Origin of the sequence: Microbacterium timonense (assembly GCF_900292075.1) — a bacterium.
Lineage (GTDB): Bacteria > Actinomycetota > Actinomycetes > Actinomycetales > Microbacteriaceae > Microbacterium > Microbacterium timonense.
Window position 1 is genome coordinate 676,144 of record NZ_OLMV01000001.1, and the last position, 21,558, is coordinate 697,701.

At 70.2% G+C, this 21,558-nt stretch carries 16 protein-coding genes; 8 read left to right on the forward strand and 8 right to left on the reverse strand.

The annotated features are described in order from the left end of the window. Window positions 1-15 precede the first annotated feature (15 nt). Complete coding sequence (gene glgX / locus C9992_RS03270) at window positions 16-2,229, reverse strand: glycogen debranching protein GlgX (protein ID WP_106814130.1); 2,214 nt, start codon at window positions 2,227-2,229, stop codon at window positions 16-18. 304 nt (window positions 2,230-2,533) lie between these two features. Here glgX and nirB point away from each other — a divergent pair, with 304 nt between their 5' ends. The 4 genes from nirB to C9992_RS03290 are packed head-to-tail and all read left to right on the forward strand — an operon-like array spanning window position 2,534 to window position 7,396. After that, the gene (gene nirB / locus C9992_RS03275; RefSeq protein WP_235007953.1) at window positions 2,534-5,113 is read left to right on the forward strand and encodes a nitrite reductase large subunit NirB; all 2,580 of its coding nucleotides are present in this window, start codon (window positions 2,534-2,536) and stop codon (window positions 5,111-5,113) included. Continuing rightward, entirely contained in the window at window positions 5,110-5,508 is a 399-nt protein-coding gene (gene nirD / locus C9992_RS03280) for a nitrite reductase small subunit NirD (RefSeq protein WP_106814131.1), read from the forward strand. Before nirB ends, nirD begins: the two co-directional genes overlap by 4 nt. Next, entirely contained in the window at window positions 5,505-6,263 is a 759-nt protein-coding gene (gene cobA / locus C9992_RS03285; protein ID WP_106814132.1) for a uroporphyrinogen-III C-methyltransferase, read from the forward strand. Before nirD ends, cobA begins: the two co-directional genes overlap by 4 nt. Then, the gene (locus tag C9992_RS03290) at window positions 6,260-7,396 is read left to right on the forward strand and encodes a uroporphyrinogen-III synthase (protein ID WP_106814133.1); all 1,137 of its coding nucleotides are present in this window, start codon (window positions 6,260-6,262) and stop codon (window positions 7,394-7,396) included. The genes cobA and C9992_RS03290 overlap by 4 nt, the downstream gene beginning before the upstream one ends. A 9-nt stretch (window positions 7,397-7,405) precedes the next feature. Here the strand turns inward: C9992_RS03290 and trmD are convergent, their stop codons facing one another. Beyond that, complete coding sequence (trmD, locus tag C9992_RS03295) at window positions 7,406-8,122, reverse strand: tRNA (guanosine(37)-N1)-methyltransferase TrmD (protein WP_106814134.1); 717 nt, start codon at window positions 8,120-8,122, stop codon at window positions 7,406-7,408. A 180-nt stretch (window positions 8,123-8,302) separates the two neighbouring features. Here trmD and C9992_RS03300 point away from each other — a divergent pair, with 180 nt between their 5' ends. Beyond that, window positions 8,303-9,733 carry an MFS transporter gene (locus C9992_RS03300; protein ID WP_106814135.1) on the forward strand — a complete coding sequence of 477 codons (1,431 nt, stop codon included), beginning with the start codon at window positions 8,303-8,305 and terminating at the stop codon, window positions 9,731-9,733. 353 nt (window positions 9,734-10,086) lie between these two features. On the opposite strand, the gene C9992_RS03305 is transcribed toward C9992_RS03300, so the two are convergent. The 4 genes from C9992_RS03305 to rpsP all read right to left on the reverse strand — a co-directional run bounded on the left by C9992_RS03305 (window position 10,087) and on the right by rpsP (window position 15,571). Further along, window positions 10,087-14,130 carry a bifunctional nitrate reductase/sulfite reductase flavoprotein subunit alpha gene (locus C9992_RS03305; protein ID WP_106814136.1) on the reverse strand — a complete coding sequence of 1,348 codons (4,044 nt, stop codon included), beginning with the start codon at window positions 14,128-14,130 and terminating at the stop codon, window positions 10,087-10,089. A 101-nt stretch (window positions 14,131-14,231) separates the two neighbouring features. After that, complete coding sequence (gene rimM / locus C9992_RS03310; protein ID WP_235008027.1) at window positions 14,232-14,822, reverse strand: ribosome maturation factor RimM; 591 nt, start codon at window positions 14,820-14,822, stop codon at window positions 14,232-14,234. An 82-nt stretch (window positions 14,823-14,904) separates the two neighbouring features. Then, window positions 14,905-15,135 (reverse strand): RNA-binding protein, encoded by a 231-nt coding sequence (locus tag C9992_RS03315; protein ID WP_106814138.1) that lies wholly within the window; start codon window positions 15,133-15,135, stop codon window positions 14,905-14,907. A gap of 4 nt (window positions 15,136-15,139) precedes the next feature. Continuing rightward, window positions 15,140-15,571, reverse strand: coding sequence for a 30S ribosomal protein S16 (gene rpsP / locus C9992_RS03320; RefSeq protein ID WP_106814139.1), 432 nt, complete (start codon window positions 15,569-15,571; stop codon window positions 15,140-15,142). A 230-nt stretch (window positions 15,572-15,801) separates the two neighbouring features. Here rpsP and C9992_RS03325 point away from each other — a divergent pair, with 230 nt between their 5' ends. Further along, window positions 15,802-16,965: a glutamate--cysteine ligase gene (locus C9992_RS03325; RefSeq protein ID WP_106814140.1), complete on the forward strand. Its 1,164-nt coding sequence runs from the start codon at window positions 15,802-15,804 to the stop codon at window positions 16,963-16,965. Window positions 16,966-17,022: 57 nt separating this feature from the next. On the opposite strand, the gene ffh is transcribed toward C9992_RS03325, so the two are convergent. Together ffh and C9992_RS03335 are read right to left on the reverse strand one after the other, a co-directional pair. Further along, window positions 17,023-18,582 carry a signal recognition particle protein gene (gene ffh / locus C9992_RS03330; RefSeq protein WP_106814141.1) on the reverse strand — a complete coding sequence of 520 codons (1,560 nt, stop codon included), beginning with the start codon at window positions 18,580-18,582 and terminating at the stop codon, window positions 17,023-17,025. Window positions 18,583-18,663: 81 nt separating this feature from the next. Further along, entirely contained in the window at window positions 18,664-19,722 is a 1,059-nt protein-coding gene (locus C9992_RS03335; protein ID WP_106814142.1) for a TetR family transcriptional regulator, read from the reverse strand. Between the two features lie 105 nt (window positions 19,723-19,827). On the opposite strand from C9992_RS03335, the gene lipB reads away from it, so the two are divergent. Beyond that, the gene (gene lipB / locus C9992_RS03340; protein WP_106814143.1) at window positions 19,828-20,466 is read left to right on the forward strand and encodes a lipoyl(octanoyl) transferase LipB; all 639 of its coding nucleotides are present in this window, start codon (window positions 19,828-19,830) and stop codon (window positions 20,464-20,466) included. Continuing rightward, a complete protein-coding gene (gene lipA / locus C9992_RS03345; protein WP_106814144.1) occupies window positions 20,463-21,494 on the forward strand; it encodes a lipoyl synthase in 1,032 nt (343 codons plus the stop codon). The genes lipB and lipA overlap by 4 nt, the downstream gene beginning before the upstream one ends. Window positions 21,495-21,558 lie beyond the last annotated feature (64 nt).

The following is a 21,558-nucleotide window of genomic DNA, read 5'->3' on the forward strand; positions in this document are numbered from 1 at the left end:
ATCGCCGATCTCCTCTCAGCCGCCGAGCTCGGGCCGCGGTGCGGCTCCGGGAACCTCGTCGGGGCCCGGAGGCGCCGCCGCGGCCAGCGATGCGGCCACCGAGTGGTCCACCTCCGGCGGGGGGCTCTCATGCTGCCGCAGGACGGTCAGGGAGCGAGCAGGGACAGACAGCGTCGAGCCGGGCGCCACCGGACCGTCGTCGGCGTGCTGCCCCGCCGTGTCGACGATCACGTCCCATTCGGGGCTGAACTCCACCGCGGGGATGAGAAAGTCCACCTCGTCGTCACCGGCATTGAAGAGCACGATGAAGTGCCGATCCGAGATCGGCTCGCCACGCCGGTCGCGTTCGCGGATGCCGTCGCCGTTGAGGAACACGGCGACAGCCCGGCCGAAGCCGGCATCCCAGTCCTCCGGCTGCATCTGGCTGCCGTCGGGACGGGCCCACACGATGTCGGGGATCGGCGCCCCCTCCTCCCGCCGTACCGGGCGCCCGTCGAAGAACCGCCGGCGCCGGAACGTCGGATGCTCGCGACGCAGCCGCGCCAGCGCCGCGGTGAACTCGATCAGCGGCTGATCCGGCGCCGACCAGTCCACCCAGGTGATCTCGTTGTCCTGCGCGTAGCCGTTGTTGTTGCCGCGCTGGGTGCGTCCCAGCTCGTCGCCGTGGAGCAGCATCGGCACGCCCTGCGACAGCAGCAGCGTCGCGATGAAGTTCCGCTGCTGCCGCGCGCGCAACGCGAGCACCTCGGGGTCGTCCGTCGGCCCCTCGACGCCGCCGTTCCACGACCGGTTGTCATCCGCTCCGTCTCGGTTGTCCTCGCCGTTGGCCTCGTTGTGCTTGTCGTTGTACGAGACGAGGTCGCGCAGCGTGAAGCCGTCGTGGGCCGTCACGAAGTTGATGGATGCCACGGGCCGGCGTCCGGAGTGCTCGTACAGGTCCGACGAACCCGTCAGCCGCGAGGCGAACTCACCCAGGGTGGCGGGCTCGCCGCGCCAGAAGTCGCGCACGGTGTCGCGGTACTTGCCGTTCCATTCGGTCCACTGCGGGGGGAAGTTGCCGACCTGGTAGCCGCCGGGACCGACGTCCCACGGCTCGGCGATGAGCTTCACCTGCGAGACCACCGGGTCCTGCTGCACGAGCTCGAAGAACGTCGCCAGCCGGTCCACTTCGTAGAACTCCCGCGCCAAGGTGGAGGCGAGGTCGAAGCGGAAGCCGTCCACGTGCATCTCGAGCACCCAGTACCGCAGCGAGTCCATGATGAGCTGCAGCGTGTGCGGGTTGCCGACGTTGAGGCTGTTGCCGGTGCCCGTGTAGTCCGTGTAGTACCGCTTGTCGTCTTCTTCGAGCCGGTAGTAGGCCTCGTTGTCGATCCCGCGCATCGAGAGCGTCGGACCCAGGTGGTTGCCCTCCGCGGTGTGGTTGTAGACCACGTCGAGGATGACCTCGATACCCGCGGCGTGCAGGGACTTCACCATCGCCTTGAACTCCTGCACCTGTTGACCGCGCTGCCCGCTGGAGGCGTACGTGTTCTGCGGGGCGAAGAACGCGATGGTGTTGTAGCCCCAGTAGTTCGAGAGGCCCTTCTCCTCCAACACCGAGTCGTTGACGAACTGGTGCACCGGCATGAGCTCGATGGCGGTGACGCCCAGTTTCTGCAGGTGCTCGATGATCGCCGGGTGCGCGATCGCGCTGTACGTCCCGCGGATCTCCTCGGGAACGGCGGGGTGGAGCTTCGTCAGCCCTCGCACGTGCGCCTCGTAGATCAGCGACTCCGCGTAGGGAGTCTTCGGGTGCCGGTCGCCGCTCCAGTCGAAGTACGGGTTCACCACCACGCCCAGCATCTGGTTCGAGGCCGAATCGTCGTCGTTGCGCGAGTCCGGATCGCCGAAGTCGTAGCCGAACACCGGCTGCCCCCACGTGACCTGACCCTCCACGGCCTTGGCGTACGGGTCCAGCAGCAGCTTGTTCGGGTTGAAACGCTTGCCCGCCGCCGGGTCGTACTGCCCGTACACGCGGTACCCGTAGCGCTGACCCGGCTGCACCGCGGGCAGGTACCCGTGGTGCACGAACGCGTCGACGTCCACCAGCTCCACCCGCGTCTCGGTTCCGTCGTCGTCGAAGAGGCAGAGCTCCACGCGCTCCGCCCCCTCGCTGAAGAGTGCGAAATTGGTGCCGCTCCCGTCGAAGGTCGCTCCGAGCGGGTACGGGGAACCGGGCCAGATCTGCATTCGACCTCCAAGTCGGCGCCTTCACGATAGCGCCCGCGACCGACCGCGATCTCGGGGTGGCGCGAACGCCCGCGGGGCGGTATGCACACCCGGCACCGGCGTTCTCACACCCCGGGGCCGCGCGGTGTGAGCGAAACGTTCGCTCGGGGTAACCGCCGTCCGCCGGACGGTGAAACACCGCACTCCTACCGTCGACGGCATCGACCTTCGCCCGTGAGGAGGGGACATGGCAGCCCGTGACCGCGTCAACAGCCGGAAACATGACGCTGACGCCTCTGCAACATCCGCCGCGTACCGTGACGGCATGAACGACAGCCCGGCTCTCGGCACCCATGTGGTGGTCGTGGGTGCCGGAATGGTGGCGCACCGCTTCGTCGAGAGTCTCCTCAGTCGGGGCGGTGAGCAGTGGCGCATCACGCTCATCGGCGAGGAGCCCCGCCACCCTTATGACCGGGTGGGCCTCACGGGCTTCTTCTCCGGCACCTCCCCCAGCGAGCTCGAGCTCGATTCGGCGGTGCTGGAGGACGAGCGCGTCCGCTTCCTGCGAGGGGATGCCGTCACCCGCGTCGACCGCGCCGCCCGCCGTGTCACGACGCGGAGCGGGCTCAGCGTCGCGTACGACCGCCTCGTCCTGGCGACCGGGTCGTACGCCGCCCGCCTGGCCGTCGACGGCTTCGGGCTGGACGGCTGCTTCGTCTACCGGACGCTGGACGACGTCGAGAACCTGCAGGACTTCGTCGCTCGCCGGTCCCGGGAATTGGGCCGCCCCCTCGTGGGGACCGTCATCGGCGGCGGGCTGCTCGGCCTCGAGGCCGCCGGTGCCCTGCAGGGCCTCGGCGTGGACTGCACGGTCGTGCAGTCGTCGGACCGCCTGATGTCGGCGCAGCTGGATCTGCCGGCGGGCGACGCCCTGCGACGGCTCATCGAGACACGCGGTATCCGCGTGAAGACCCAGACGGTCACCACGCGTCTGGACCCCGACCGCACCGGCCGGGTCACCGGCCTGGAGTTCCAGGACGGGTCCTACGAGCGCACCGATGTCGTCGTCTTCACCGTCGGCGTGCGACCGCGCGACGAGCTGGCGCGGACCGCGGGGCTGGACGTCCACCCGCGCGGAGGGGTCCTGATCGACGCCGGGTGCCAGACATCCGACCCGCGGATCCTGGCGATCGGCGAGGTGGCGAACTACGACGGGATGTGCGTCGGCCTCGTGGCTCCCGGATATGCGATGGCAGAGGTCGCAGCCACGCGCCTGCTCGGCGGAGAGGCATCCTTCCCGGGCTACGACCTGTCCACCAAGCTCAAGCTCTCGGGCGTCGATGTCGCCAGTTTCGGCGACGCGTTCGCACAGACACCCGGCGCGCTGGACGTGACGTACGCCGACCCGGTCGCCGGCGTCTACAAGAAGCTCGTCCTCTCCGACGACGCCAAGACGCTGCTGGGCGGGATCCTCGTCGGGGACGCATCCGCGTACGGAGCACTTCGACCACTCGTCGGCGGCGCGCTCGGCGGCGACCCGGCCGCCTACCTCATGCCCGAAGGCGGCGTGGCCGCGCCCACCGGCGAACTCGCTGACGACGCCCTGGTCTGCTCGTGCAACAGCGTCACGGCGGGCAGGATCCGTCACGCCGTCCACGAGGAGGGCTGCACGGATGTGGCGGGCGTCAAGGCCTGCACCAAGGCCGGCGCAGCGTGCGGCTCGTGCGTGATGATGGTCAAGAAGATCGTCGGCAGCGAGCTGGCCAGGTCCGGCGCAGCGCTCAGCAACGCCCTGTGCGAGCACTTCGACATGTCACGGCGTCAGCTGTTCGACGCGGTACGGGTCTCGGGCCTGACCACCTTCAGCGCAGTGATCGAGCGCTTCGGACACGGTCGTGGCTGCGACATCTGCAAGCCCGCGCTGGCGAGCATCCTGGCCACTCTCGTGCGCAGCCACGTGCTCGACGGCGAGAACGCGACGCTGCAGGACACCAACGACCACGTCATGGCGAACCTGCAGAAGGACGGCAGCTACTCCGTCGTCCCGCGCATCCCGGGCGGCGAGATCACGCCGGAGGGGCTGGTCGTCATCGGGGAGGTCGCCCGCGACTTCGGCCTGTACACCAAGATCACCGGCGGTCAGCGGATCGACATGTTCGGCGCACGGCTCGAGCAGCTTCCGGACATCTGGAAGCGTCTCGTCGATGCCGGCTTCGAGTCCGGCCACGCCTACGGCAAGTCGCTGCGCACGGTGAAGTCGTGCGTGGGCTCGACCTGGTGCCGCTACGGCGTGCAGGACTCCGTCGGCATGGCGGTCAGGCTCGAGCTGCGCTATCGGGGACTGCGTTCGCCGCACAAGCTCAAGCTCGGCGTGTCGGGCTGCGCCCGCGAGTGCGCAGAAGCGCGTGGCAAGGACGTCGGGGTCATCGCGACCGAGGCGGGCTGGAACATGTACGTGGGCGGCAACGGCGGCTTCACCCCGCGCCATGCCGTGCTGCTGGCGGAAGGGCTGAGCGACACCGAGCTGCTGACGGCGATCGACCGGTTCCTGATGTACTACATCTTCACCGCCGACCGGCTGCAGCGCACGGCGCCGTGGTTCGAGGATCTGGACGGCGGCATCGACGGGCTGCGCGAGGTGATCTTCGAGGACAGCCTCGGCATCTGCGCCGACCTGGACGCGGCGATGGCCGCTCATGTCGACGCCTATGAGGACGAGTGGAAGGCGACGCTGGAGGACCCGGAGAAGCTGCGCCGGTTCGCATCCTTCGTCAATGCGCCCACCACGCCCGACCCGTCGCTGGCCTACACGGCCGAGCGCGGCCAGCCGCGGCCGGCGACGGCCGATGAGCGCGGTGACGCGGCGGTGCTGATCGCCGGCACGACACTGGAGGTGCGCCGATGACATTGCTCGATCCACAGACCGCCGGGTACACCGCGCCGCCGGGCTGGGTCCGCGTGTGCGCACTGGACGACCTCGAGATCGAGCGGGGACGAGCGGCGCTGCTGGGCGGAACGCAGATCGCGCTGTTCCTGCTGCGCGCCCCGGAAGGCGGACCGGGGCGGGTCCACGCCGTCTCCAACCTCGACCCGTACAGCCGGGCTCATGTCATCTCCCGCGGCATCGTGGGCACCCGTCAGGACATCCCGACCGTCGCGTCGCCGATGTACAAGCAGGTCTTCGACCTCCGTACCGGGGCGTGCCTGGATACGCAGGGCAAGGAGCCGATGAGCCTGCACGTCTGGCCGGTGACCGTGGACGGCGGGCACGTGCTCGTCCGCTGGGAGGAGGAGCCGTGAGCGCGGTCGGCAGGGTCGACCTCATCGGCGGCGGCCCGGGCCCGCTCGATCTGCTCACGTTGCGGGCGTGGCGGCTGCTGACGACAGCGGACGTCGTGGTCATGGACCGCCTCGGCCCTACCGACATCCGCGCGCACATCCGGCCCGACGCCGAGCTGATCGACGTCGGCAAGCACCCCGGCCACCATCCGGTGCCGCAGCACGAGATCAACGATCTGCTCGTCTCCCGCGCGCGGGAGGGCAAGCACGTCGTGCGACTCAAGGGCGGTGACCCGTTCGTCTTCGGGCGCGGCGGAGAGGAGGTGGCCGCGTGCCTCGCGGCCGGGATCGCGGTCGACGTCGTCCCCGGCATCTCGAGCGCGATCGCCGTGCCTCAGGCCGCCGGCATCCCGGTGACCCACCGTGGCGTGGCCGGCGCGGTGCATATCGTGAACGGACCGGCAGGCGTGGGTCCGGCGACCATCGCCGCCCTCCATGACGACAGCATCACCACCGTCATCCTCATGGGGGTCGCCGCGCTGCCGCGCATCGTGGCCGACGCGCTGCAGGCGGGAGTGCCATCGGATCGGCCGGTGGCGATCGTGGAGCGCGGCCATCACCACGATCAGCGGACCACGCGCAGCACGCTGGGCGCGGTCGTGATCGATGCCGGCGTCGCCGGCATCCGCAACCCTGCCGTGATCGTCATCGGCGAGGTGGCTCGTGCGGGTCTGCTGCTTTCCCTCCCCCAACTGACAGGTGACGCCGTCCGTTGAGCTCCGCCACCCGCCCCACCCTCTCGGCCGCGCTCGACGGCTGCACCATCGTCGTCGCCGTGGATCGCCGCTCGCTCGAGCTGGCGGCGGCACTGGAGCGGCACGGCGCCCAGGTGCGGCACGCTCCCGCTCTCACGATCGTGCCGCATATCGACGACGACGCCCTCATCGCGGCGACCCGTGAGCTCATCGCGCGACCACCCGACGTCGTGGTGGCCACCACCGGAGTCGGCTTCCGCGGCTGGATGGAGGCCGCCGACGAGGCGGGACTGCTGGATGACCTCCATGCCGCGCTGGCGGGAGCGCAGATCGTGGCCCGCGGCCCCAAGGCGCGTGGCGCGATCCAGCAGGCCGGTCACACCGCGGACTGGGTGGCCGAGTCCGAGACCTCGGCAGAGCTGGGCGAGTATCTGCTCGCTCAGGGTGTGGACGGCCGGCGCATCGCCGTGCAGCACCACGGGTCGGGGGCCGACGGGCTGGACGAGCTGTTCGCGGGGGCGGGCGGCGACGTGGTGAGCCTCACGGTCTACCGCTGGGGTCCGCCGCCCGACCCCGCGGCCGTCGCACGATCCGTCGTCTGCGCCGCGCAAGGCGATGTCGATGCGGTCCTGTTCACCTCGGCCCCCGGGGCCGCCGAGTGGCTCGGAGCGGCCCGCCGCGAGGCCGCGCTGCCGGGCATCGTCGAGCGCGCCGCGTCGGGCCGGCTGCTTCTTGCGGCGGTGGGCCCGATCACGGCCGGCCCGCTGCGGGACGCCGGCCTGGATCCTCTCGTGGCCGAACGGGGCCGCCTCGGGTCGCTCGTGCGGGCCGTCGTGACGCATTTCGGTGGCGGCGGCGCCCCGTCGCTGGTCACCGCCGCGGGCAGGATCGAGATGCGCAGCACGGGCATCGTGCTGGACGGACGATATCTCCCCCTCTCGCGCAGCGGCACGGACCTCATCGGTGCGCTCTTCGACGCGCGCGGGGGTGTGGTGTCGCGCCACCGTCTGCAGACCGCGCTGCCGCGTTCGGGCGAGAACACCCACGCCGTCGAGATGGCGGTGGCGCGCCTGCGCGAGGCACTGGCCGTACCCGACCTCGTGAAGACGGTCGTCAAGCGCGGGTACCGGCTGAACGTCGTGGATCCGGAGTGAGGCGTGCAGTCAGGCGGATCGATCGGCCGCATCGGGGGCGCGGTCACCGTCCGGCAGGAGATCGGGCCGGTGCGCTCGCGTGCGTTCCAGGCTCCGCTCGTGCCGCCACGCCGCAATGGCGCCGTGATTGCCGCTCAGGAGCACCGGCGGAACGTCCAGCCCGCGCCAGCTCGCGGGCTTGGTATAGCTGGGGTACTCCAGCAGCCCCGCCTCGTGAGACTCCTCGACGAGGCTCTCGGGGTTGCCCACGACACCCGGGATCAGGCGCGACACGGCCTCGATGACCGCCATCGCCGCCACCTCTCCCCCGTTGAGCACGTAATCGCCCAGGCTGATCAGCCGGACGCGGCCGCGCGCGGCGTAGTGATCCACGACCCGCTGGTCGATCCCCTCGTAGCGCCCGCAGGCGAACACCAGGTGGTGCTCCTGCGCCAGCTCGCGGGCGATCGGCTGCGAGAACAGCTCCCCCGCCGGCGAGGGCACGAGCAGCACCGCGTCATCGCTGAGCACGGCATCCAGTGCCTCGCCCCACGGTTCCGGCTTCATCACCATGCCGGCCCCGCCGCCGTACGGGGTGTCGTCGACGGTGCGATGCCGATCGTGTGTCCAGTCGCGCAGATCGTGCACGTGCATGTCGAGGATGCCGCGGTCGCGGGCCTTGCCGATGAGCGAGACGCCCAGCACGTCGAAGAACGTCGGGAAGATCGTGACGATGTCGACGCGCATGCCTTCGAGTCTAGAAGGGGCGCGTGTTTCGGACGTGTGTCGCGGCATCCACCTCCGATCCCGGGAGCGGGTGAACGAGAAGTTCCCCGCAGGTAATCGAGCGGGGCGCTGCGACGAAACACCGGATTCCTAGCGTGGACGCACACTGACCCGCACTGCCCGCTCACTCAGGGAGGCGCCATGACCACCACCGTGCCATCGTCCACGACACCGGCAACCGAGCCGCCGCAGGCAGCGGCGACGGACGCACCCGTCGCCCTCGTCCGGCGGCCGGGGCGCTGGATCGACGGCTGGAACGCGGAGGACCCGCGATTCTGGCAGGCCCAGGGGCGAGCGATCGCCCGGCGCAATCTGGGGTGGTCGATCTTCGCCGAGTTCCTCGGGTTCATCATCTGGCAGCTGTGGAGCATCGTCGTCGTGATGCTGCCCGCGGCCGGCTTCCAGCTCACGAGCTCGGAGTCGTTCTGGCTGATCTCGCTTCCCAGCCTGGTCGGAGCGACGCTGCGCTTCCCCTACACGTTCATGGTCGCGATCTTCGGCGGCCGCAACTGGACCATCGTCTCGGCCGGTCTGCTTCTGATCCCGGCCGTCCTCCTGGGAATCGTGGTCTCGAATCCCGACACGCCCTTCGGTGTGCTGCTGCTGGTGGCCGCCCTCGGTGGGGTCGGCGGCGGCAACTTCGCCAGCTCGATGGCGAACATCACGTACTTCTTCCCGCAGAAGGAGAAGGGCTGGGCACTCGGGCTGAACGCCGCGGGCGGCAACCTCGGCACGTCGGTGGCTCAGTTCGCGGTGCCGATCGTCGTCACCCTGGGCGCGGGTGCGACGTTGAACATCTCGCTGGCGGGGTGGATGTGGATCCCTCTCATCCTGCTCGCGATGTTCGGCGCGTGGCGCTTCATGGACAATCTGTCGTCCGCGAAGGCGGATTTCGCCGGATCGGCCGCCGCGCTGCGCGAGCCGCACCTGTGGGTGATGGCGGTGCTCTACATCGGCACCTTCGGGTCGTTCATCGGTTTCGCCAGCGTGTTCCCCAAGCTCATCGCGGACCAGTTCCCGGCCTTCTCCACGATCCAGGTGGGACAGGCGGCGGTGTCGCTGGCGTTCCTCGGCGCGCTCGTCGGCTCTCTCGCCCGTCCCTACGGCGGCCGGCTGGCTGACCGGTTCGGCGGCGCGCGGGTGACTGTCGTCGCCTTCGCGGTCATGGCGCTGGGCGCGCTCACTCTCGTGTGGACGCTGCCGCTCGGGCAGTTCGGCGTGTTCCTCGCCTGCTTCCTGGTGCTCTTCGCCGCGACGGGCATGGGCAACGGCTCGACGTACCGGATGATCCCGAGCATCTTCGCCGCGCGCAGCCTCGCCCGGGGCATCGAGCCGGGCTCTGCCGCTGCCGCCGCGATGCAGCGCAAGGCAGCGGCCGCGCTCGGCATCATCTCGGCGATCGGGGCGTACGGCGGGTTCCTCGTGCCGCAGGTCCTCAATGCGTCGCAGCTGGCGACCGGCGCCTACACGGCGGCCTTCATCGGCTTCGTGTGCGGCTACGTCGTGCTGCTGGCTCTGACGGTGCTCGTGTATGTGATCCCGCGCGCATCGCTCGCCAAGCAGCGCATCTGACCGCCCGACACCCCGCAAGAGCGGATGCCTCGCCTCGAGGCATCCGCTCCTCGTCGTCCCCCCTGCGCTGCGCGCTTCCTCGCTCCCCGCCCCGCCCCGCACCAGCATGTCCCGATTTCGCTCAGAAAACCGCTGAGGTATGGAGGAAATCGGGACATGAGGGCAGGAGATCGGGACATGACGGCACCGCGGCACCGCAGCACGGCGTCAGCGAGATCGCGCACGACTGTAGAGCACGCGGCGCACGGCGGCCAGGCCGCGCACGGCTGTAGGGCCACGCGGCGCACGGCGCCCAGGCCGCGCACGACTGTGAGGCCACGCGGCGCACGGCGGCCACGGCCCGACGGGCGTGGTCAGTAGACGTCGCGGGCGTAGCGGCCCTCGGCGACGAGCCCGCGGACGTACTCGGCCGCGGCGGCGTCGTCCAGGCCGCCGTGCTGCTGCACGATCATCACGAGCGCCGCCTCGACGTCCTTGGCCATGCGCATCGCGTCACCGCAGACATAGAGGTGCGCGCCGTCCTCGAGCCATCGCCACACGTGCGCGCCGTGCTCGATCATGCGGTCCTGGACGTAGATCTTCTGCCGCTGATCGCGCGAGAAGGCCAGGTCCAGCCGCGTGAGGAAGCCGTCCTCACGCATCGCGAGCAGCTCGTCGCGATAGTAGAAGTCCGTCGCCTCGTGCTGTTCTCCGAAGAAGAGCCAGTTGCGCCCGGTGTGACCGTCGGCGCGGCGGTCGTGGAGGAAGGCCCGGAACGGGGCGATGCCGGTGCCGGGACCGATCATGATCATCGGCGCGTCCGGCGAGGAGGGCGGACGGAACGCGTTCGAGCGCTGCAGGTAGAGGGGCACCGGGCGCGGTTCTCCGTCGGCGAGGAACGTGGAACAGACCCCTCCCCGGGCGCGACCGGCCTCGGTCTGGAACCGTACGACGGAGACGGTGAGCTCCACGGTGTCGGGATCCGTCTTGGGACTGGACGAGATCGAGTACTGACGAGGCTGCAGGCGCCCCAGGACTCCGACCCATTCTTCGGCGGTGGCGCGCACCGGGTGGTCCCGCACGAGGTCGACGGCCTGCTGGCTCCACAGGAACTGTTCCAGCCGGCTCTTGTTCTCGCGTCGTAGAAGAGCGCCGAGCGCGCTGTCACCGCTGCGCTCGGCGATGAAGCGGACCAGGTCAGGGGGCGTCCTGGTGATGTCCAGTCGGGTGCGAAGCGCGTCGGCGAAACTGCGCTCTTCGCCGTCGATCTCGACGACGGTGCGCGGGGCGATGCCGGTCGCCTCCAGCCACTCCGCGACGACGGAGGGCGCGTTGGCGCACAGGACGCCCAGGGCATCGCCGGCCTGATAGGCCGCACCCGAGTCCGCGAGGTCGAAGGCGAACCGCCGCACCTCCTTGCGCGACCCTGCGCCGCTGAGCAGGTCGTTGCGCACCAGCGGGGCGTGCACGGGGTTCGTGCGACTGAACAGCCGCCGCGCCGGCGGAGCCGCGGCGGCCGCCGGCCCTCCCCCGGCGCTCGTCGTCTCACCGGCCAGCACGTCGACGAGCCGACTCAGCCAGGCGGCGCGCGCCTGGTCCGCGTCGGGCTCGACGTCGACGCGCTGCAGGAGCGCCGTCGCACCGAGCTCGCCGAGTCGGGCGTCGAGGCGGCGCCCGTGGCCGCAGAAGTCGTCGTAACTGGAGTCCCCGAGCGCCAGCAGCGCGTACTGCAGCCCCGAGAGCTCGGGTGCGCCGTCGCTGTTCAACTCGTGCCAGAGCGACGCGGCGTTGTCGGGCGGTCCCCCGTCGCCGAAGGTCGACGTGACGACCACGAGCCGTCGCACCGTCGCGAGATCGGCTGCCCGCAGTTCCGCCATGCTCTGCGTGCGAACGGGAACGCCCCGCGCGGCCAGCGCCTCGGTGGCTGCGGTGGCGACCTCTTCGGCCCTGCCCGTCTGCGACCCCCACAGCACCACGACGTCGTCGACGCCGGTCGACGAGGCCGCCGGCACCGCAACCCGTGAGAACGCTCCTGCCAGCACGCCCTCGAACCATGCGCGTGCCAGGCCGCCGACGGGCGCCTCGGCGGGGAGCACCGGCACCTGGCCGGGTGCCGGGGGCAGGGAGCGCACCGTGGCGAGGAACCCGGCGAGGTACGCACCCTCACGGTCGCTCAGCGCAGGCGGGTCGGTCTTCACGCCCGCCTGCGCGAGCGCTGCGTCCGCGGTCGATTCCGACCGCCCGGGTCCCACGCGGCGCAGCGACACGGCCGCGAACTTGAACTCCGGCTGCGCCGACAGCGGGTCGACGGCGTCGCTGGTGACGGCGTTCACGGTGACGTACTCGCCGTGCTCGTCGTTCCAGTGGAACGGGGCGAAGAGGTTGCCCGGCTGCACCCGGTCGCTGACGGCAGCGGGAACGACGAACCGACCGCGGCGGGAGGCCACCTCGACCTCATCGCCCTCCGCGATCCCGTACCGCTGCGCGTCCAGCGGGTGCACCTCGACGAACGGCCCCGGATGCAGCCTCGCGAGCTGGGCGATCCTGCCGGTCTTCGTCATGGTGTGCCACTGGTGGGGCAGACGCCCGGTGTTGAGCACCCAGGGATAGTCGTCGTCGGGCAGCTCGGCCGGATCCAGATGGGGACGGGCGAGGAACTGCGCGCGACGAGACGGCGTGGCGAACGCCAGCGGCGGGATCGTGCCGTCCTGCTCGACTCGCAGTGACTGGCTGACCCCGTCGTTGACGTACCGGATCGGATGCCGCGTCTGTGCGTCGTCCGGCGGCGCCGGCCATTGCACCGGCGTCTCGCGCAGCCGCTCGTACGTCACGCCGCGGAGGTCCCAACCGGTCTGAGGGTTCCAGAACCGTCTGATCTCGTCGAAGACCTCGGCGCTCGTCTGGAAGTCGAAGCCCGAGAAGCCCATCGCGCGCGCGATCCGGCAGATGAGCATCCAGTCCGGCAGGGCGTCGCCGGGCGCCGGCACCACGTCGCGGACGAGGGTGAGCGTGCGGTCGCTGTTGACGGTGACGCCTTCCGCCTCCACCCACAGCGTCGCCGGCAGCAGGATGTCGGCGTACGCGGTGGTGGCGGTCTCGGTGTAGACGTCCTGGGCGATGACGAGCTCCGCGCGCTCGAGCGCCTCTATGACCGTCTTGCGGTTGGCCACCGAGGCCACCGGATTGCTGCAGATGATCCAGACCGCCTTGATCTCGCCGTCGGCGGCCCGGCGGAACATGTCGATGGTGCCCGCGCCGGACTGGGCCCGGATGGAGCCGGGCGGCAGGTCCCACACGCTCTCGACGAAGGCGCGGTCGCCGGCATCGAAGACGGTCCGCTGGCCGGGCAGCCCGGGACCCATGTAGCCCATCTCGCGGCCGCCCATCGCATTGGGCTGGCCGGTGAGCGAGAATGGGCCGCTGCCCGGCCGGCAGATGGCTCCGGTGGCCAGGTGGAGATTGCAGATGGCGTTCGTCGACCACGTGCCGTGTGTGGACTGGTTCAGGCCCATCGTCCACAGCGTCATCCACTCGCCTGCTTCAGCGATCCAGCGGGCGGCGGTGCGGATGTCGGCCTCGTCGAGACCCGTCAGCTCGGCGACGCGGGCCGGCGGGTACTCGGCCAGGAGCGGAGCCATGTGCTCCCATCCCTCGGTGTGGGCGGCGATGAACTCCTCGTCGATGTCGCCGGCAGCCACCAGAAGGTGCAGCAGGCCGTTCAGAAGCGCCAGGTCGGTTCCCGGGGTGATCTGCAGGAACAGGTCGGCCCGGTCGGCTGTCGCGGTGCGCCGGGGATCGACGACGATGAGCTTCGCGCCCTGCTTGAGACGATCGAGCATGCGCAGGAAGAGGATCGGGTGGCAGTCCGCGGTGTTCGAGCCGATGACGAAGAACAGGTCGGCGCGATCGATGTCGTCGTACGATCCGGGAGGGCCGTCGGCCCCCAGCGACTGCTTGTAGCCGGTTCCCGCCGACGCCATGCACAGGCGCGAGTTCGACTCGATGTGGATCCCGCCCAGATAGCCCTTCACCAGCTTGTTCGCCAGGTACTGCGCCTCCATCGTCATCTGTCCCGAGACGTACAGGGCGATGGCATCGGGCCCGTGCTCTTCGAGGATCGCGCGCAGCCTGGTGGCGGCATCCCTCACCGCGTCCTCGAGCGGGACGGGCGAGGTCGGCTCTCCCCGGCCGGCACGCACATGGGCGGAGATCATGCGGCCCGGCGCCCGCATGAGCTCGGCGTGGGTGGCGCCCTTCGTGCACAGTCGTCCGCCGTTGGTCGGATGCGCGCGGTCGCCGGCCACCTTGGCGATGGCGAGCGGATGCCCCGGCTCGGCATCGGTCGTGGTCACCGAGATGCCGCAGCCGACGCCGCAGTAGGAGCACACGGTGCGAACCGGGGATCGAGCATCACCCATGTCCCCGATGATCCGGCAGGCAGATTCCGGGACGTTTCCCGCCGTGTTTCCCGCAGATCACATCTGCTGCACGCCCGAGCGCGCGGTCTCGTGATGCGGTGTCAGTCGGTGGTGCCCGCGTCTCGCGGAGGCTCGTCGCGATCGGCGTGGACGTCGCCCTCAGCCCCACCGGTGTCGTCGGGCAGCTCCTCGAAGAGCCCCGCGGGCGGGGTGACGATGACGCGGCCCGCCGCGATGTCGACCTCCGGCACGATCGCCTTCACGAAGGGCACGAGCACCTCTTCGTCGCGGACCTTGACGATGAGGAGGTCCTGGGCGGGCAGGTGGTCGACGCGCGCGACCTTGCCGATGGACTCACCGTCGCGCACGACGTCGAGGCCGACGAGCTGGTGGTCGTACCACGCGTCCTCCTCCGACGAGGCCTGCTCCTCCTCGTCGACCCAGAGGATCGCCCGGAGGAGTTCTTCGGCCGCGGAGCGGTCGTCGACGCCGTCGAAGAATGCGACGGGGTGGCTGTTCATCCACTTGAACTCGCGCACGGTGAGGCGCTTGCCGTGCCACGGGGACGATTCCGGTACCTGCAGCGTGAACGTGGCACCGGGCACGAACCGCCCATCGGGATCGTCGGTGTACAGCTCGAGCTTGATCGCGCCCTTCAGTCCGTGCGCCTTGACGAGACGTCCGACACGCAGCTGCGTCTTGCCCGAGGGCGGGGCGGCGTTGACGGGCTTGCGCGCGTCTGCGCCCGAACCCGAGGGTGTTTTGCCTGCCACCTCAGTCGTCCGCGACGTCGACGCGCACGCGGCGTCCGTCAGCGAGGGCCGAGATGAGGGTACGCAGGGCTTTGGCCGTGCGGCCGCCGCGCCCGATCACGCGACCCCGGTCTTCGGGGTGGACGTGCACCTCGAGCACGTCGCCGCGGGGCGACGTGGACGAGTCGATGCGGACATCGTCCGGGTGATCGACGATCCCCTTGACGACGTGTTCGAGCGCGGCGGCGAGCAACGGATTACTCGGCGGAGTCGGCGGCCTCGTCGGCCGTGTCGGTCGCCTCGTCGGCGGGAGCCTCGACGGGCTCCTCAGCCTTCTTCTCTGCCTTCGGCTTGATGACCGACTTCTTCGAGGTGTCGGCCTCGAACGCGGTCTTGCCCTCGGGCGTCTTCACGGTCGAGACCGCGTTCTTGTCGCCCTTGAACTGGCCCCAGTCGCCGGTCAGCTTGAGCAGCGCGAGCACCTGCTCGGTCGGCTGCGCACCGACGGACAGCCAGTACTGCGCACGCTCCGAGTCGACCTCGATGAACGAGGGCTGCTCGGTGGGGTGGTACTTGCCGATCTCCTCGATGACACGGCCGTCGCGCTTGGTGCGCGAGTCGGCCACGACGATGCGGTAGTAGGGCGCACGGATCTTGCCGAGGCGCTTGAGACGGATCTTGACAGCCACGATTCTCCTGAATGTGTGGAAAGTGATTGAACCGATCGCCTGGAGCGTGGGGTGCACACCCGGCGGAAGCTCTGAAGGGAGGATCGCCGCGCTGGATAGAGGGTCGAGCGGGTGATCCAGCCCTCTATTCTGCCAGAACGCAGGAGCACCCGCGAACACCCCGCCCACCAGATGACAACGCGTGCCGTGAACAACGCGGAGCCGACGACTGCACATGCCAGACTGTGCGCATGACGGTGCCCTTCGCGACATCCACCCGTTCCTCCGTCGGGCTCGAGTGGGAGCTGATGCTCGCCGACCGCGACACCGGGGACCTGGTGCCGCGCGCTCCCGAGCTGCTGTCGAGCCTCGAGGAGGAGTCGACGCTCGAGCGGTACTCGGTGACCGGAGAGCTGCTGACCAACACCGTGGAGGTCACCAGCGGGATCGGCGCAACCGTGGCGGCGGCCGTCGACGACATCGCCGACGCGATCGCACAGGTGCGCACCTACACCGATCCGCACGGCGTCGACCTGCTGTGCGCGGGAAGTCACCCGTTCGCGCAGTGGTACGACCAGAGCGTCACCGACAAGACGCGCTACCACAAGCTCATCGAGCGAACCCAGTGGTGGGGACGCAACATGATGATCTGGGGCATCCACGTCCACGTCGGAGTGGATGACGTCAACAAGGTCTTCCCCATCATCAACGCTCTGGCCGTCTACCTGCCGCACCTGCAGGCGCTGTCGGCGTCGAGCCCGTTCTGGGCGGGTGAGCGCACCGGCTACGCGTCCAATCGCGCTCTGGTGTTCCAGCAGCTTCCGACGGCGGGACTGCCGTGGCCGCTGCACGACTGGGGCGAGTTCGAGGGCTACCTCGACGACATGGTCCGCACCGGGGTGATGGAGGATGCCACGGAGGTGCGGTGGGACATCCGCCCCGCCCCGCGCTGGGGAACGATCGAGGTGCGAGCCTGCGACGGGATGTCGACCCTCCCCGAGCTCGCCGCCGTCGCCGCACTGGTGCAGGTGCTCGTGGAGCATTTCTCGCGCCGTCTGGATGAGGGGCTCCCCCTCGAGACCATCCAGCCGTGGTTCATCCGCGAGAACAAGTGGCGCGCCGCCCGGTACGGGCTGGACGCCCGGGTCATCGTGGATCATGCGGGCACGCAACGACTGGTGACCGAGCACCTGCGTGAGACCCTCGACGAGGTCGCCGACATCGCTGTCGAGCTCAAGTGCGTGCGGGAGCTGGCGGGCATCGATGCGATCCTCAGCGGGGGCGCGAGCTACGCACGCCAGCTCGCGGTGGCCGACGCGGCCGACGGAGACCTCCGCGAGGTCGTCCGCCACCTGGTGGGCGAGTTCCGCTCGGGGCCCACACTCCGGGAGCACCTGGCGAGCTTCCGCCCCTGACGCGCGGCGCGCCGGCGCGCAGGAAGGCGACGATGCCGCAGCATTCTGCCGCTGATGTCAGCCGCGGCCGAGCATCTTCTGCAGCTCGGCGAGGTCAGCCTCGCTCGGGGCGCCCTTCGCTCCCCCGAGCCCGAATCCCGACCCCGTCGGTACCTGCGCGGCCTGAGCGGCCAGTCCCGCATTCTCGGCGGCCCGCTTGGCCGGGTTGCCCGACCGCGAGCCCTTGGACTTCTGCTGCTTTCCGCGCTTGGACGACGCGCCCGGCTTGCCGGCGCCGGGAATCGGCCCCATGCCCGGGATGTTCGGCACGCCGCCGCGGGCGACGGTCTTCATCATCTTCGCGGCCTGCTCGAACCGCTGCACGAGCTGGTTGACATCGGTGACGGTCATTCCCGACCCGCGCGCGATGCGCAGGCGCCGCGAGCCGTTGAGAAGCTTGGTGTTGCGCCGTTCCGCGGGCGTCATCGAGCGGATGATCGCCTCCGTGCGGTCGATCTCCCGCTCGTCGAAGTCGTCGAGCTGCTGCTTCATCGACCCCATGCCGGGAAGCATCCCGAGCATCTTCTTCATCGAGCCCATCTTGCGCATCTGCTGCATCTGCTCGAGGAAGTCCTCGAGCGTGAACTGCTCGCTCGCGAGCTTCTCGGCGACCTTCAGCGCCTCGGCCTCGTCGAAGGCCTGCTGCGCCTGCTCGATGAGGGTGAGGATGTCACCCAGGTCGAGGATGCGCGACGCCATGCGGTCCGGGTGGAACGCCTCGAGGTCGTCCAGCCCCTCGCCGGTCGACGCGAAGATGATCGGGCGGCCGGTCACCGAGGCCACCGAGAGCGCTGCGCCGCCTCGCGCATCGCCGTCGAGCTTGGAGAGCACGACACCGGTGAAGTCGACGCCCTCCTGGAAGGCCTTGGCCGTGTTGACGGCATCCTGTCCGATCATCGCGTCGATGACGAACAGCACCTCGTCGGGATCCGTCGCCGTGCGGATGTCGGCGGCCTGCTTCATCAGCTCGGCGTCGACGCCGAGGCGCCCCGCGGTGTCGATGATGACGATGTCGTGCTGCTGGCGCCGGGCGACCTCGACGCCGTCTCGGGCGACCTTCACAGGGTCGCCCACGCCGTTGCCCGGCTCGGGCGCGTAGATGGCGGCGCCCGCGCGCTCCGCGACCACCTGCAGCTGGTTGACGGCGTTGGGGCGCTGCAGATCGGCGGCGATGAGGAGCGGCGTGTGGCCGTCCTTCTCGAGCATCTTGGCGAGCTTTCCGGCGAACGTGGTCTTACCGGATCCCTGCAGACCCGCGAGCATGATCACGGTCGGCGGGTTCTTGGCGAACTGCAGCCGGCGCTGTTGACCACCGAGGATCGCGACGAGCTCCTCGTTGACGATCTGGACGACCTGCTGGGCAGGGTTCAGCGCGCGATTCACCTCGTCGCCGAGCGCGCGCTCGCGCACCTTCGCGGTGAAGTCCTTGACCACCGGCAGCGCCACGTCGGCGTCCAGGAGCGCGCGACGGATCTCGCGGACGGTCCCGTCGACGTCCGCCGGGCTGAGCTTGCCCTTGGTGCGGAGGTTGCGGAAGGTCTCGGTGAGCCGGTCGGAGAGAGTGCCGAAAGTCGCCATGATGCCCCGATTCTACGCGTGATCCACGCACGCGCCCGGCTGCGGGCCCCCGTCGGCGATGCGCTCCCGCCGGGTCCCGGCTCAGTCCTGGTCGGGTGCGTCCGGTCCGAGCTCCTGGAACAGCGTCAGCTGCAGAGCGGCGGGACCCCGCAGGCGGGCGTTGAGCGATCGCCAGGGGGTCTGGCGCACGGATGCCTCGACCGCCGCGCCGCCGGCGGCCAGGCGCGCCTGCGCGGCGGCGGTGTCGTCGACCTCGAGCGCGATCCTGATGCGGTCGCTCGGGGCGTCGCCGTCGGTCTCGACGCGGTCGATGAAGGCGACCTGTGCCGGGTTGGAGAGCTCGAGCGTGGCACGCCCGGCCTCCAGGATGGCCACGCGTGCGCCGCCCTCGGCTTCATACGCCTCGGACTGCGGCATCCCCACGACGTCGCGGTAGAACGCGAGTGCCTGCTCGAAGTCCGCGGCCTCGGCGACCACGCGGAGCTGACGCACTTCGCCCACGGGGGAGGTGCGCACCGCCGCGGCAGCGTCGGCCGCTCGTGTCAGGAACCGGGTCAACGAGGTTCGCCCGGCTCCGTCATGGGCCCACGCCTCGATCGCCGCGAGCACAGCGCCGCCCCACGCCGCACCCGCCACCTCAGCGCGCAGTCGATCGGCGCCGCCGCGCACCAGGCGTGCCGCGACCGCACGAGCCACACGCGAGCGCCGCACCGCGGCATCCCGTTCCAGCTCGGCTTCCAGCCCCATGGCCGCGGCGTTGACGATGCCGAGGGCGAGGCTGTCCGGCGCGAAGTCGTCCGCCACGGCGAGTACGGCCGCACGCACAGCCGGGAGGGCAGGCGCCGTCCAGCCGGCGCTTTCGGCCGCGGCGGCGCCGCCCGCGATCGCAGGCTGGGGTGCTGTCCCGGTGGCCAGGCGCCGCTCGAGTTCTGCCAGCCGTTCGTCCAGTCCCGCCCACAGGACGTCGGACTTCGACGTGAAGTAGTTGAAGAAGCTCGATCGACTCACCCCGGCGCGACGGGCGATGTCGACGATGGAGGTCTGCTCGTACCCCTGCTCGAGGAACAGCTCGCACGCGGCCTCGGCGATCGTCTCGCGCGATGTCGCCTTGGGTCTTCCTGCTCGCGGCTCCACGGACATGCCCCCACCCTATGGCTGCCGGCCGAGCGCGCGCTCGCGGCCGGACGGATGTATTGTTGGACGCGATCCATCAATCGCCATAAGCGTTCACCACGAAGGAGCGCGATGCTCGACATCCAGACGGTCGGCCTCTCCCCCGACTACGTGCCGTACCTCGAGGGCTGGGAGCTGCAACGGCGCATCCACGCCGAGGTGGTCGCCGGTGAGCGCCCCGACACTCTGCTGCTGCTGGAGCACGAGCCCGTCTACACCGCCGGCGCGCGCACGGCCCGTCACGAGCGTCCCACCGACGGCACGCCCGTCGTCGACGTGGACCGCGGCGGCAAGATCACCTGGCACGGGCCGGGCCAGCTCGTCGGCTATCCCATCGTGCGGCTGGCCGAACCGGTCGACGTCGTCGCCCACGTGCGCCGCCTCGAGCACCTGCTCATCGAGGTGCTGCGGCAGCACGGCGTCGACGGGTACCGGGTCGAAGGTCGCAGCGGGGTGTGGGTGCGACGACCCCTCGGTGAGGACAAGGTGGCGGCGATCGGCGTGCGCGTGCAGCGCGGGGTGACCATGCACGGCTTCGCGCTGAACTGCGACAACTCGCTGGCAGGCTTCCGCGGCATCATCCCCTGCGGCATCACGGATGCCGGAGTCACCACGGTCAGCGAGATCGTCGGCGACGATGTCTCCCCGGCCGACGTCATCGACAGCGTGAGCCGCGTCTTCGCGAGCGACTTCGCCGGGGTCGCGGTATGAGCGCCTGCGGCACGCCGGGTGCGGCATCCGCCCCCGCCACGGGGCCCGAAGGTCGCAAGCTCCTGCGCCTGGAGGTGCGCAACGCCCAGACGCCGATCGAGCGCAAGCCCGAGTGGATCAAGACCAAGGCGAAGATGGGCCCCGAGTATCAGGCGCTGCACACGCTGGTGAAGACGGAGGAGCTTCACACCGTCTGCCAGGAAGCCGGCTGCCCGAACATCTACGAGTGCTGGGAGGACCGCGAGGCGACGTTCCTCATCGGCGGCTCGCAATGCACCAGGCGCTGCGACTTCTGCCAGATCGACACCGGCAAGCCCGCCGCGTACGACACCGACGAACCGCGCCGCGTCGCGGAGAGCGTCGTCGCGATGAACCTGAGGTATGCGACCGTGACCGGAGTCGCCCGCGACGACCTCCCCGACGGCGGCGCATGGCTGCACGCCGAGACGGTCCGGCAGATCCATGCGATGAACCCGAACACGGGCGTCGAGATCCTCGCCACCGACTTCAACGGCGACTCCGCGCTGCTCGGCGAGGTGTTCGACAGCCGGCCCGAGGTGTTCGCGCACAACGTCGAGACGGTCCCGCGCATCTTCAAGCGGATCCGCCCGGCGTTCCGCTACGAGCGGTCGCTCGACGTCCTGACACAGGCACGCGACGCCGGCCTGATCACCAAGTCGAACCTCATCCTCGGCATGGGCGAGGAGCCCGAAGAGGTGGTGCAGGCCCTCCAGGACCTGCACGCGGCGGGCACCGACATCATCACCATCACCCAGTACCTGCGCCCGTCGCCGCGGCACCTGCCCGTCGCACGCTGGGTCAAGCCGGAGGAGTTCGTCGCGTTCAAGCAGGAGGCGGAGCGCATCGGCTTCCTCGGGGTGCTGGCCGGTCCGCTGGTGCGCTCGTCGTACCGGGCGGGGCGCCTCTGGGCGCAGTCGATGGTGTCGAAGGGGCGTCAGATCCCCACCCACCTCGCGCACATCGCGGAAGACGTCCACGTGGAGCGCGGGTTCGCCCAGGCGGTATGACGGCCGTTCAGGGGTCACGACACGCCGCATCCGCGATGGCGATGCCGCGTGTCGTGACACCCGA